Origin of the sequence: Parasphingorhabdus sp. (assembly GCF_036964565.1) — a bacterium.
Classification (GTDB): domain Bacteria; phylum Pseudomonadota; class Alphaproteobacteria; order Sphingomonadales; family Sphingomonadaceae; genus Parasphingorhabdus.
Map to the genome: position 1 here is coordinate 225,242 of NZ_JBALTN010000006.1, position 12,708 is coordinate 237,949.

A 12,708-nucleotide genomic window follows, 5' to 3' on the forward strand; every position below is an offset into this window, starting at 1 on the left:
CGGACCGAAACGAGGGTTACGCAAGAGAGGCTTTCAGTTTTTGGACAAGTTTCTGCACCTGCTGACGCGTTTCCGCGTGGGGCAGCGAGGTATCGATGACCGAATGAGCCATCTGTCTTTTATCCGCATCAGGCATTTGCAGCGCCCGAATCTGTTCGAACCGCTGTTCCGTCATGCCGGGCCTGGAAAGGACACGCTGCCGCTGCTGGTCGGGGCCAGCCGACACCACGACGATATGGTCGACACGGTCGGCCCCGCCCTTCTCAAACAGCAGCGGGATGTCGAACAGGATCAAGGGCTGGTCGCGATATTTTTCCAAGAAGGCCTTTCGCATTTCCCCCACCGCCGGATGGATCAGGCGCTCCAGCTTCTGCAAGGCACCCGGATCTCCGAGCACCGCAGCACCCAGCTTCTGCCGGTCGACGCCTTCGCCGGTCGTGCTGCCCGGGAACAATACTTCGATTTCATCGACCAGCGCGCCGTCCGGTCCCTGCAACTGGTGCACCGCCGCATCGGCGTCAAAAAGAGGAATTCCTTCATCGACGAACATCTGCGCGACGGTCGATTTTCCCATGCCGATGGAGCCCGTCAGGCCGATGACGAAAGGTCGATCCGGCGCGATCATGCAACGAGCAATTTTCTCAGTTCGGCATCATGCTCCACGGGCGGCGTCGCGCCAAAGAACAGTTCGAATGCCAGCGCCGCCTGACCGATCAGCATCTCGAGACCATCGACAACCGTCAGGTCCCGCTGTTTCGCGGCCCGCAAGAGACCGGTTTCCAGAGGCGCATAAACCAAGTCATAAACCAGCGCATCGGCCGGCAGGGGATCCAGATTCACCTCGAGCGCCGCCTGTCCCGTCATGCCGAGCGGACTCGCATTGATGAGCAGATCCGCCTCCGGCAACCGCGCATCCATGGCCAATACCCCGCCCTTCACGGACGACTGCATCAGCAGGCCTGAGGCTTTCAGTCCATTGCGGGCGAGCAGCGTTATCTCCCCGATCCCGGCCTGCTTGAGAGCGAATATCACGGCCCTTGCGGCTCCTCCTGCGCCGACCACGATCGCATGCTTGCCCGTCCAGTCCCCGTCGGCGATCGGTGCCAGGAAGCCGGCAGCATCGGTATTCGTGCCGACCAGACTGCTGTCTTCCTGCCGAAAGACCGTGTTCACGGCGCCAATTTTTTCACGCACCCCGCCAGGATCGGCAACCAGGTCGAGCATCGCAATCTTGTGCGGTATGGTGACGTTGCAGCCGCGCCAAGCCGGATCGGCTTTCCGCTCCGCGATATAGCCGGCCAACTCCCCGGGCGAGACATGGCAGGCACGGTAATCGGCCTCCATGGCCAGCCGGTCCAGCCAGAATTTATGGATCAGCGGCGACTTGCTGTGCGCAATCGGGTCGCCGATCACCTCGGCATAGGGAATGGGATTGGTCATGAAGGCAGAATAGCCCGGATGCGCAGATAGTCCAGCACGGGCAGCAGCGGCAGACCCATGATCGTGAACTGGCTGCCGCTGATCGCGGAAAACATCTGCGCGCCCTTTCTCTCGATTTCATAGCAGCCCACGCAGTGACGGATATGGTCCCACTCCGAATCAACATATTGCGCGATGAAATCATCGCTGAGCGGCCGGACAGCCAGGGTTGCCACATCGATATGCCGCCATACCGGAAGACCCTGGTCCGCGATCACCGCCGCGCTGAACAACTTGTGCTTTTTGCCCGACAGCCTCCTCAGATGCGCGATGGCATCGGCGGGATCGGATGGCTTGTCGAGCATCGTCCCGTCTTCCAGCGCCAGCACCTGATCGGCCCCCAGCACCAAACCGGGACCAACCCGCCGGGACAGGCGAACCGCCTTGGCTTCGGCGAGCGCATCGGCGAGATTGCGCGCGGTGACGCCTTGCTCTCGCAGTCCCGCCTTCAGTGCGTCTTCATCAACATTCGGCGCCATCGCCTCGACCGGGACCCCCGCCGCCGAAAGCATGGCAAGGCGCGCGCTGCTGTTCGAAGCAAGGATGAGGACTCGGTCATTCATCGCCTCCGCCCCCCTCGCCGCTGCCGGATTCGACATGCCGTTCATTGTAGAGATTGATAATCGCCGCTGCCGATTCTTCGATCGAACGCCGCGTGACGTCGATCATCGGCCAGCCGTTGTCAGCGAACATCCGGCGAGCATATTGGGTCTCGGCCTTGACCTTCTCCTCGTTGACATAATCGGTTTCGGGGGCCTGGTTCAGTGACAGCAGGCGGTTGCGCCGGACCTGCACCAGCCGCGAGGCACCGGTGATCAGGCCAACCACGAGCGGATTTTTCAGGTGAAACAGCGAATCCGGGGGCGGTGATTCCGGCACGATTGGGATGTTGGCAGTCTTGTAGCCGCGATTGGCCAGATAGATGGAGGTTGGCGTCTTCGAGGTTCGCGATACGCCGGCCAGCACGATATCGGCCGCTTCCCAGTTCTCCCAGCCCACGCCATCGTCATGCGCAATCGTAAACTGAATTGCCTCGACCCGGGCAAAATAGGCAGCGTCCAGAATATGCTGCCGGCCCGGCCTTGCCTTGGCTTCCTGCCCGAGCATGTTGGACAGCGCATCGGTCACAGTATCCAGAGCGGGCACCGACGGCAGGCCGAGATGGCGGCATTCGCGCTCGAGCTTGGCCCGGATGTCGCGATTAACGATGGTGAAGATGACCAGACCGGGATTGTCTGCCACTTCGGCGAGGATCCGGTTGAGATGCTTCTCGGAACGGACCATGGGCCAGAAATGCTTGATGATCTCGACGCCATCAAACTGCGCCAGCGCGGCCTTGGCAATATTTTCCAGGGTCTCGCCGGTGGAATCCGACAGCAGATGGAGGTGGAGACGATTCATGGCCTAAGCTTTGTGATTTCACGGGGGATAAAGCAAGGGATGAAAGCGGGGATAACGGCTCCAGCCAGGTTCATCCCCGATTCCGGCCAATCCATCCACAGCCCGCCAACATTGACAGATTCCATCCACAGTCTGTGGATAGCGGGCATGGATTTCGGGAATCGGTTAAATTTGCTTTAAGCTTCACCTGTCAATCTGTTTGTATTTGCGGCGCTGGCGGGTTACCGCCTTTTCCACGCCCTATCATCAACAACAATCTATAATAAATACTTAGATATTATAATGGATGACCTTCACCCTATGCCGAACGGAACCGCTGCCCCTAAAATTCTGCTCCAGACATTGCTCGGCACAAAGACCGAGCAGACGCCGGTCTGGCTGATGCGCCAGGCAGGCCGCTATTTGCCGGAATATCGGAAATTGCGCGCGCAAAAAGGCGGATTTCTGGAACTTTGCTACGATTCCGATGCGGCGGCGGAGGTTACGCTGCAGCCGATCCGGCGGTTTGGATTTGACGGCGCGATCCTGTTTTCGGACATATTGATCGTGCCGCACGCGATGGGCCAGAAGCTCTGGTTTGAGACGGGCGAGGGACCCCGGCTGGCCCCGAGGTTGCTGGACGCGTCTCTTGCCTCTCTGAAGGGCGCTCCGGAGCATTTTGAGGCCATATATGCGACAGTCCGGACGGTCGCCGCTCAGCTCGACGACAAAACCACCTTCATGGGCTTTGCCGGCAGCCCCTGGACAATCGCCACTTATATGGTCAACGGCCAGGGCAGCAAGGACCAGGCGGCCACGCGTCGCTTTGCCTATCGCGACGAAGCCGCATTTTCCGAACTGATCGAGGCCATCGTCGAGAATACGGTGACCTATCTGCTCGGCCAGATCGAAGCCGGCGTCGATGCGGTGCAGCTGTTCGACAGCTGGGCCGGGTCGCTGTCCCCGGCGCAGTTTGAAAAATGGGTGATAGCGCCCAATGCAGGGATCATTTCCCGCCTCAAGGCCGTTCATCCCGATCTGCCGATCATCGGCTTTCCAAAGGGGGCCGGCGCGAAGCTTATTGCCTATGCCAGCGAGACCGGCGCCAGTGCGATCGGTCTCGATGAAACGGTCGATCCGGTCTGGGCGAACGAAAATCTGCCGGAAGGGCTTCCCGTCCAGGGCAATCTGGACCCGCTCGCGCTGATCGCCGGCGGCGAAGCGCTGGAACGGTCCGTCCGGCATATTCTTGATGTTTTCCGGGAGCGGCCGCATATCTTCAATCTTGGCCACGGCATTTTGCCCGACACGCCCATTGAACATGTCGAAAAGCTGCTTACACTTGTCCGGCAATGAATGAAATTCTGTCCATGCTCTATCTCTGGCTGAAAGCCGCCCATATCATCTTCATCATTTTCTGGATGGCAGGGCTGTTCATGATGCCGCGTTTCTTCGTCTATCACCAGGAATGTTCCGTCGGCTCGGACGAGGATCGCAAATGGATTGAGCGCGAGGGCAAGCTGCGCAAGATCATTCTCAACCCGTCGCTGATCGTTACCTGGATTTTGGGTCTGTCGCTGGCCTATAATATCGGTGCGTTCAGCCAGGGCTGGTTCCATGCCAAGCTGCTCGCGGTGCTGCTTCTGACCGGCTATCACGGCTGGATGATCACCTATGTCAAGAAACTGGCGCGGGGCGAGCGAACGATGACCGACAAGGCGTTGCGGCTGGTCAACGAGGTACCTGGCGTTGCGGCTGCGATCATCGTCATCCTGGTGATCATCAAACCCTTTTGACCGGCGCTGGTTGACAGGGAAATGACAAAGGCGTAATCAGCCGCCAAAGCCCGTCCGGGCGACTTTTCATGTGAATCGAAAACAGCCACGCGCTGCGCACATGCGAAATGAAGAAATAACCTTCTGACATATCTGGATAAAACTCCATGCATTTAAAAGAATTGAAACAGAAATCGCCTGCCGACCTGGTGTCGATGGCGGAAGAGCTTGGCGTCGAGACCGCCTCGACCCTGCGCAAACAGGACCTGATGTTCGCCATCCTCAAGGAACTGGCCGATAATGACGAGCAGATCATGGGTGTCGGCACGATCGAAGTGCTGACCGACGGTTTTGGCTTTCTGCGTTCGGCCGACGCGAATTATCTGGCTGGTCCCGACGATATCTATGTTTCGCCGAACCAGGTCCGCCGGTTCGGCCTGCGCACCGGCGACACCGTCGAAGGCGAGATCCGCGCGCCGCGCGATGGCGAGCGCTATTTTGCGCTGACCAAGCTGATCTCGATCAATTTCGACGATCCCGATGCCGTCCGTCACCGGGTCAATTTCGACAATCTGACGCCGCTCTATCCCGACGAGAAGCTCAAGCTCGACAGTCTCGATCCGACCGAAAAGGACAAGTCCGCCCGCGTCATCGACATCATATCGCCGCAGGGCAAGGGCCAGCGCGCCCTGATCGTGGCGCCGCCGCGGACCGGTAAAACCGTGCTGCTGCAGAATATTGCCAAGGCGATCACCGACAATCATCCGGAAGTCTATCTGATGGTGCTGCTGATCGACGAGCGGCCAGAAGAAGTCACCGACATGCAGCGTTCGGTGAAGGGCGAAGTGATCAGCTCGACCTTTGACGAGCCCGCTACCCGCCACGTCCAGGTTGCCGAAATGGTGATCGAGAAAGCCAAGCGTCTGGTCGAGCACAAGCATGATGTCGTCATCCTGCTCGACTCGATCACCCGTCTCGGCCGCGCCTATAACACCGTGGTGCCAAGCTCCGGCAAGGTGCTGACCGGCGGTGTGGATGCCAACGCGCTGCAGCGGCCGAAGCGCTTCTTCGGTGCTGCCCGCAATATCGAGGAAGGCGGATCGCTGTCGATCATCGCGACCGCGCTGATCGATACCGGCAGCCGCATGGACGAAGTCATCTTCGAGGAATTCAAGGGCACCGGCAACTCCGAAATCGTTCTCGATCGCAAGGTCTCCGACAAGCGGATCTTCCCGGCGCTCGACGTCGGCAAGTCCGGTACCCGCAAGGAAGAATTGCTGGTCGAGGACGAGAAGCTCAAGAAAATGTGGGTGCTGCGCCGCATCCTCATGCAGATGGGCACGATCGACGCGATGGAGTTCCTGCTCGACAAGATGAAGGATTCCAAATCCAACGATGATTTCTTCGACAGCATGAATCAATAGGCCCGCCGGGCTGTCCCGATGATTGTCGAACATGCTATTTTGCAGATCCGGCCAGGACAGTCCGCAGCCTTTGCAGCGGCCATGGCAAAAGCCAGACCGCTGGTTGCCGTGCAGCCGGGTTTCCAGTCGATCGAGGTTCGGGAATCGGACGATGATCCGCAACGATATTTGCTGCTGATCGTTTGGGATGCGATTGAATCGCACCGCGACGGTTTCCGCAAATCGCCGGAATATCGGCAATGGCGCGCCTTGCTTCACCATTTCTACGACCCTATACCGGTCGTGAACTATTACGGACGGTCGATTTTGTGATGATTGAACTGCTTTCCATATTGTCCGCCGCAACTGGCCTGGGTTCCCTGTCGGATGTCTGGGCCGCGATTGTGCACGATTTCTCGAATATCGGAACACCGGCGGCGCTCGCGGCTTTCGGGCAGGTTATCCTGATCGACCTCGTCTTTGCCGCAGACAATGCGATTGTCGTTGGCGCTCTAGCTGGCGGCCTGCCGGCCGACCAGCGCCGCAAGGTCATCCTGATCGGGATCGGGGCCGCGCTGGTGCTGCGCATCATATTTGCCCTGATCGTGGTCCAGCTTTTGCAGATCGTCGGTCTGGTCCTGGCGGGCGGGCTTCTGCTGCTCTGGGTGGGCTGGAATTTCTATCGCGAAATCTTCCACAAGGGAGAATCAGCGGGTTCGGAAGAGATTGTCGGCGACGAACATAGCGGGGTAAAATCCACCAAGACCTTCTGGGGCGCGGTATGGGGCGTCACCGCTGCAGACGTGTCGATGAGCCTTGACAATGTGCTCGGCGTGGCCGGCGCGGCGCGCGAGCATCCGGGGATACTGGTGATCGGCCTGCTGCTGTCAGTCGCGCTGATGGGCCTGGCCGCCAATGTCATCGCGAGATATATAGAACGCTATCGGTGGATCGCCTATCTGGGTCTGGCAGTAATCGTCTACGTCGCTGGCAAGATGATCTACACGGGCTTGCTGGGCGACGAACAGACGATCGGTGTGCTGACCCTGTTCGGGTGAATCCGGATACCGCACCTATAGCGGTTGTAACCGGCGGTCCGGGATCGGGAAAGACGATTCTCTGCAATCAGTTGGCCGAGGAAGGTGTATCGATTGGCCGTGAATCCGGCCGCGCCGTTTAGGCACAGCCCGGTGGCCGGGATTTGCGAATGAGGGATCCCTTGTCTGATGCGCTGGAAATCCTGAAACCGGCTTCGTTTGTCAGGAAGCGGCTTGCCTAGCCCTTCATCGTCTCCAGCATCTTGCCCATTTCCTCCCAGACCTTGTTGATCGCCTTCAGTGGCCGGACCATCACCTTGAAATCCTGAATCTTGCCGTCCGCATTCCAGCTGATGATGTCGACGCCGTTGACGTGGACCCCGTCGAGTTCGAGGGCAAATTCCAGCATCGCCATATTGGCCTCGTCATCGACAATTTCGCGGACATAGTGAAAGCTGTCATTGTTGAGCACGACGTCCGCGGCGCTCAGATAGGCCATGACGATTGGCTTGCCGGCCTGCGGCGTATGGACCACGGGCGAGTGGAATACGGCATCGTCGGCCAGCTGGTCGCTCAGTCCTGAGGGACTTTTATGCTCCATATGACGATGCCAGGCCTTCAGATTGTCGCGGGCGCTCATGCCAGATGTTCCGCAAAAAAGGCCTCGGTGCGGCGGTCTGCGAGCGTTGCGGCGTTCTCGTCGCGGCGCTTTCCAAATTCGGCGGCAAAGCCGTGATCCAGCCCTTCATAATCGTGCAGAGTGACCTTGGTATGGTCATCCAGCCCCGTGTGCATCGCCGCCTGTGCCTCGGAGGAGACGAAGCCGTCGGCGGTGGGGATATGCAGCATCACTTCGTGGGAAATCGCGTGCTTCTCGCCGAGCAGACCGTCGATGCCGACACCATAATAGCCAACCGAAGCCCGGATATCGGTGCGACAGGCGGTCATGAAGGCGAGCCGGCCGCCGAGACAATAGCCGACGCAGCCGACCTTGTGGCTACCCACGGCCTGCTGGGCAAAATGAATCGCGGCCTCGATATCGCGAATTCCCTGATCCTGATCGAATTTGCCCATCAGGTCGAGCGCGGTCTGGAATTCCGCCTCGATGTCCGCGTCGAGATCCGTTCCCTCGTTGATCCGCCAGTAGAGGTCGGGTGCAAGGGCCAGATAGCCAAGGCTCGCCCAGTGGTCGCACTTGGCCTTGATACCCTTGTTGACTCCGAAAATTTCCTGGATGACGATGATCGCAGCCGATGCCTCGCCCTCGGGCTTTGCGACATAGCAGGGAAATTCCGCGTCTCCGTCCAGTGTTTTCACTTTGTCCATCGCGCCCATCTTGCAGCTCCTTTGTTTCATCACTTGATTCTTTGGTCACAATATCCCCATATCAGACGCAGGCAAGGTGGAACATCAGCCTGTTGGGTGAGGGAGGGGACTTCGCTGCAACGGTCAAACAGAGGAAGACAATATGAAAGTCACCGTTGAACTGGATTGCACGCCGGAGGAAGCGCGCCGATTGATCGGGCTGCCCGATGTGGCCAAGCTGAACGAAAGCTACGTTCAGGAAATGTCGAAATTCCTCCAGGGCGCCAATTCGGTCGAGCAGTTGCAGAATTTCACCAAGATTATCGCGCCGATGGGCGAGGCGGGGCTGAAGATGTTTTCCTCTTTCCTGACCGGTGCGATGGGCGCCGCTTCGGGTAGCGGAAAATCGTCGTCGACCAAGAAAAAATCAGACTAGCCGCCGCTATTCTCTCCAATGAGCGCAGAAGACACAATTTTCGCGCTGTCCAGCGGACAGCCGCCGGCGGCGATCGGAATCTTGCGGATCAGCGGGCCGGAATCGGGCATTGCGCTCGCCCGCCTCACCGGAAATTTACCAGAACCGCGTGTCGCAGCCTTCGGTAATATCACCGATATGGTGAATGGCGAAGTGCTGGATCAAGCGCTTTATCTCTGGTTTCCCGGGCCGAAGAGCGCCACCGGGGAAGATCTGGCCGAGATTCACTGTCATGGCGGACGTGCCGTCATCCGGGCGATTGAGGCCGCGCTTGAGCAGATGGATGGTTTGCGCCGGGCGGAGCCGGGCGAGTTTACCCGCCGGGCGTTCACCCTTGGCAAGATCGACCTGGCCGAAGCGGAAGGTCTCTCCGATCTGCTGTTCGCCGAAACCGAACTGCAGCGCAAGGCTGCGATACGCCAGGCCGGCGGCGCGCTGTCGCGCCGGGTGGATGACTGGCAGCGGCGGATTTTGCAGCTCTCGGCACAGGTCGAAGCCGAACTGGATTTTTCTGACGAGGATGACGTCGCCCCGGGGCAGGCGGATATGGTCCGGCAGACGGGCCAGGCGCTGGTCCGGGAAATGAGCGGACTGCTGGCGCGGCCGCGGGCGGAAAAGCTGCGCGACGGAGTCCGTGTGGTGCTCGGTGGTCCGCCGAACAGCGGCAAGTCGACCCTGCTCAATGCGCTGGTCGAACGGGAAGCAGCGATCGTCTCCGACATTGCCGGGACCACGCGCGACGTGATCGAGGTACCGATCGCTCTGGGCGGGATTCCGTTTCTGTTCATTGACACTGCCGGGGTGCGGGAGAGCGGAGCGGAGACGATCGAACAGATCGGCATCGACCGCGCACGTGAGCAATTTACCAGTGCCGATACCATTCTATGGCTGGGGGAAGAAGGGCAGGGCCCGTCTTCGATGAATCTGGTCGAAGTCAGTTCGCGATCTGACCGTCCCGAGCATCAGCCCAAAGGGAGCGGTTCCTTTTCCCTGTCCCCGGTTGCGGGTACTGGCATGGATGCGCTGGTCGACTTTCTGATCGGGCGGGCAAGGGATATTCTGCCCGGCGCCGACCAGGTCAGCATCAATGCGCGGCAGGCGGATCATCTGACCGCGGCGTGCAGCCACCTCGCGGCGATGCTCGAGGAAACCGACTATTTGATTGTCGCCGAGCAGCTGCGGATGGCGCGGAAGGCACTTGACGCGATCACCGGCCGGGCGAGCACCGAGGATATGCTGGACGGGTTGTTCGGAAAATTCTGTATTGGCAAATGACTGTTCCACGTGGAACACACGCTGGCGGACAGTAGCTTTTGACCTGCAAAGCCGCTTGGGCTATGGGCCGCGGAATGACGCGGAAATTTGACATCATCGTAGTTGGCGGCGGCCATGCGGGTTGCGAGGCGGCAGCAGTTGCCGCGCGCATGGGTGCATCGACCGCGCTGGTCAGCTTCACCCGCGACAGTATTGGTGCCATGTCCTGCAACCCGGCCATCGGCGGTCTTGGCAAGGGACATCTGGTGCGTGAGGTGGATGCGTTCGACGGATTGATCGCCCGCGCTGCCGATGCCGCCGCCATCCACTACCGGATGCTGAACCTGTCCAAGGGAACAGCGGTGCAGGGTCCCCGTGTTCAGGCGGACCGCAAGCTTTATAAGGCTGCCATCCACCGCATGCTCGAGGCGCAGGATCACCTGACCATTGTCGAGGGAGAGGTAGCGAGCCTGATTCTCGCTGACTCGCGCGTTTCGGGGATCCGCCTGGCCGACGGCACTGAAATTCGCGCCGGATCAGTGGTCCTGGCGACCGGGACCTTCTTGAACGGGAAGCTGTTTCGGGGCGAAGAGACGGTGGCCGGCGGCCGCACCGGTGAAGCGGCCTCGATCTCCCTTGGCCAGCAGATTCGCGATGCGGGTCTACCGATTGCAAGGCTAAAGACCGGGACACCGCCGCGACTGGACGGTCGCACCATCGACTGGGCGGCATTGCCCGAGCAACCGTCGGACGACGATGGCTGGACCATGTCACCCATGTCCAGGGGACGCCAGGTGCCGCAGACATTCTGTGCGGTGAGCCGGACCAGTTCCGAAACCCACGAGATCATTCGGGCTTCGCTCGATCGCTCCCCTTTGTTCAGCGGTGCCATTGATGCGCAGGGCCCGCGCTACTGTCCGTCGATCGAGGACAAGATCCACCGCTTCGCCGATCGCGACTCGCATCAGGTGTTTCTGGAGCCCGAGGGCCTCGACAGCAATCTGGTCTACCCGAACGGGATCAGCACGTCACTGCCGGCGGACGTCCAGCTTGAATTCGTGCGGTCGATGGACGGACTGGCCAAGGCTGAAATTTTGGTACCGGGTTATGCGGTGGAATATGATCATATCGATCCAAGGGCGCTCGACCGATCCCTTCGTGTCCGCGACCTGCAGGGCCTTTATTGCGCCGGACAGATCAATGGCACCACCGGATATGAGGAAGCGGCAGCACAGGGTCTGATCGCCGGTCTCGGCGCAGCCTGCGCGGTGCAGGGCAAGGAGCCGCCGCAACTCGATCGCGGCACAAGCTATATCGCGGTGATGATCGATGACCTCGTGTTGCAGGGCGTCACCGAACCCTATCGGATGCTGACGGCCCGCGCCGAATATCGGCTCCGGCTGCGCGCCGACAACGCATCGACCCGCCTCACCCCTATTGCCCTTGAAGCCGGATGCGTGGGTGAGCTACGGCGCGACTGGTTCGAGCGGCGTCAGCAGGAGCGGGCGGGGATTCTGTCGGCACTGGACAGCGTCCGCAGCAGCGAAGATCTGGCGAAGGCAGGACTCGAGGTGCGCCGGGATGGCACGAGGCAAAGCCTGTTCGCTTGGCTGCGCTTCCCCAATATCTCGCTGGCGGCGTTGCGGGAATTGGAAGAATTGGAAGGTCTCGAGCTATTGCCTGATGATGCGCATGGGCTGTTGGCGGAGATCGAGGAAGACGCCCGCTATGCCCCCTATCTGGAGCGCCAGGAATCGGAGCTGCGTGATCTGCGGGCCAATGAGCAGATCGCGCTGGGCGACGATCTCGACTATGCGGCGATCGCCGGTCTGTCCAACGAAATGGTCGAGCGGCTGGCGCGGGCGCGGCCGGAAACGCTCGCGGCCGCATCGCGAATACGCGGCATAACGCCGGCGGCGCTGGCGGCCATTCTCGTGCACGCGCGGCGACGCGAAGCCCGGACATTGGCCGCATGACCGAAGACGAGGCGCAGGCCTGGCTGCAAGAAGAATTCGATGTTCCACGTGAAACATGGGAACGGCTCGAGCTGTTCGTGGCGCTGCTTCGGGACGAAATGCAGCGGCAAAACCTGATTTCCAAAGCAAGCGCTGACAGCTTGTGGGGCCGTCATGTTGTCGATAGCGCGCAGCTGTTGCGCTACGCTCCCGATCCGACCGCAGGGAAAATCTGGCTTGATCTGGGAACGGGGGCTGGCTTTCCCGGCATCGTCATCGCGCTATTGACGCCTTATCACGTCCACATGGTGGAATCGCGCAAGCGGCGGTGCGAGTTCCTCAACGAAGTCATCGATCGGACGGGGATAAGCAATCATGCAACCGTGATCGCGGACCGGCTCGAGAATATCGACAGCTTTCCGGCAGACGTGATCAGCGCCCGCGCTTTTGCACCGCTGGATCGTCTCATCCCACTTTCGCACCGTTTTTCCACAGAAAATACGGTTTGGCTCTTACCTAAGGGCAAAAATGCGGTAAGGGAGTTGAAGGGCCTGTCGCCAAAAAGGCAAAAAATGTTTCACGTGGAACATAGTTTGACCAATCCGGATGCCGGAATATTGGTGGGAAAGGGCTAAACAGCGTTTT

The 12,708-nt window shown here is 60.0% G+C and carries 15 protein-coding genes; 9 read left to right on the forward strand and 6 right to left on the reverse strand.

Annotated elements, in window-relative coordinates:
- Positions 1-16 precede the first annotated feature (16 nt).
- The 4 genes from coaE to V7650_RS10555 are packed head-to-tail and all read right to left on the reverse strand — an operon-like array spanning position 17 to position 2,880.
- Positions 17-625, reverse strand: coding sequence for a dephospho-CoA kinase (gene coaE, locus V7650_RS10540; protein ID WP_335656203.1), 609 nt, complete (start codon positions 623-625; stop codon positions 17-19).
- Entirely contained in the window at positions 622-1,440 is an 819-nt protein-coding gene (gene aroE / locus V7650_RS10545; RefSeq protein WP_335656204.1) for a shikimate dehydrogenase, read from the reverse strand. Before aroE ends, coaE begins: the two co-directional genes overlap by 4 nt.
- Positions 1,437-2,042 (reverse strand): Maf family protein, encoded by a 606-nt coding sequence (locus V7650_RS10550; protein WP_335656205.1) that lies wholly within the window; start codon positions 2,040-2,042, stop codon positions 1,437-1,439. Before V7650_RS10550 ends, aroE begins: the two co-directional genes overlap by 4 nt.
- Entirely contained in the window at positions 2,035-2,880 is an 846-nt protein-coding gene (locus V7650_RS10555) for a pyruvate, water dikinase regulatory protein (RefSeq protein ID WP_335656206.1), read from the reverse strand. The genes V7650_RS10550 and V7650_RS10555 overlap by 8 nt, the downstream gene beginning before the upstream one ends.
- A 300-nt stretch (positions 2,881-3,180) precedes the next feature.
- Here V7650_RS10555 and hemE point away from each other — a divergent pair, with 300 nt between their 5' ends.
- The 5 genes from hemE to V7650_RS10580 all read left to right on the forward strand — a co-directional run bounded on the left by hemE (position 3,181) and on the right by V7650_RS10580 (position 7,095).
- Positions 3,181-4,215, forward strand: a complete 1,035-nt coding sequence (gene hemE, locus V7650_RS10560) for a uroporphyrinogen decarboxylase (protein ID WP_335656207.1) — start codon at positions 3,181-3,183, stop codon at positions 4,213-4,215.
- Positions 4,212-4,655 carry a CopD family protein gene (locus V7650_RS10565; RefSeq protein ID WP_335656208.1) on the forward strand — a complete coding sequence of 148 codons (444 nt, stop codon included), beginning with the start codon at positions 4,212-4,214 and terminating at the stop codon, positions 4,653-4,655. Before hemE ends, V7650_RS10565 begins: the two co-directional genes overlap by 4 nt.
- Before the next feature lie 146 nt (positions 4,656-4,801).
- Positions 4,802-6,058, forward strand: a complete 1,257-nt coding sequence (gene rho / locus V7650_RS10570) for a transcription termination factor Rho (protein WP_335656209.1) — start codon at positions 4,802-4,804, stop codon at positions 6,056-6,058.
- A gap of 18 nt (positions 6,059-6,076) precedes the next feature.
- Positions 6,077-6,370 (forward strand): antibiotic biosynthesis monooxygenase family protein, encoded by a 294-nt coding sequence (locus tag V7650_RS10575; protein WP_335656210.1) that lies wholly within the window; start codon positions 6,077-6,079, stop codon positions 6,368-6,370.
- Entirely contained in the window at positions 6,370-7,095 is a 726-nt protein-coding gene (locus V7650_RS10580; protein ID WP_335656211.1) for a YjbE family putative metal transport protein, read from the forward strand. Before V7650_RS10575 ends, V7650_RS10580 begins: the two co-directional genes overlap by 1 nt.
- A gap of 217 nt (positions 7,096-7,312) precedes the next feature.
- Here the strand turns inward: V7650_RS10580 and V7650_RS10585 are convergent, their stop codons facing one another.
- Positions 7,313-7,714 (reverse strand): nuclear transport factor 2 family protein, encoded by a 402-nt coding sequence (locus V7650_RS10585; protein WP_335656212.1) that lies wholly within the window; start codon positions 7,712-7,714, stop codon positions 7,313-7,315.
- On the reverse strand, positions 7,711-8,430 hold the full coding sequence (locus V7650_RS10590) for a dienelactone hydrolase family protein (RefSeq protein WP_442955283.1): 720 nt from the start codon (positions 8,428-8,430) through the stop codon (positions 7,711-7,713). The genes V7650_RS10585 and V7650_RS10590 overlap by 4 nt, the downstream gene beginning before the upstream one ends.
- A gap of 112 nt (positions 8,431-8,542) precedes the next feature.
- On the opposite strand from V7650_RS10590, the gene V7650_RS10595 reads away from it, so the two are divergent.
- The 4 genes from V7650_RS10595 (at position 8,543) to rsmG (ending at position 12,698) form a co-directional block, all read left to right on the forward strand.
- Positions 8,543-8,815, forward strand: a complete 273-nt coding sequence (locus tag V7650_RS10595) for a DUF6489 family protein (protein WP_335656213.1) — start codon at positions 8,543-8,545, stop codon at positions 8,813-8,815.
- Positions 8,816-8,833: 18 nt separating this feature from the next.
- The gene (gene mnmE / locus V7650_RS10600; RefSeq protein ID WP_335656214.1) at positions 8,834-10,129 is read left to right on the forward strand and encodes a tRNA uridine-5-carboxymethylaminomethyl(34) synthesis GTPase MnmE; all 1,296 of its coding nucleotides are present in this window, start codon (positions 8,834-8,836) and stop codon (positions 10,127-10,129) included.
- A gap of 74 nt (positions 10,130-10,203) precedes the next feature.
- Positions 10,204-12,084, forward strand: a complete 1,881-nt coding sequence (mnmG, locus tag V7650_RS10605) for a tRNA uridine-5-carboxymethylaminomethyl(34) synthesis enzyme MnmG (protein ID WP_335656215.1) — start codon at positions 10,204-10,206, stop codon at positions 12,082-12,084.
- Entirely contained in the window at positions 12,081-12,698 is a 618-nt protein-coding gene (gene rsmG, locus V7650_RS10610) for a 16S rRNA (guanine(527)-N(7))-methyltransferase RsmG (protein ID WP_335656216.1), read from the forward strand. The genes mnmG and rsmG overlap by 4 nt, the downstream gene beginning before the upstream one ends.
- The last annotated feature ends 10 nt before the right edge of the window (positions 12,699-12,708 follow it).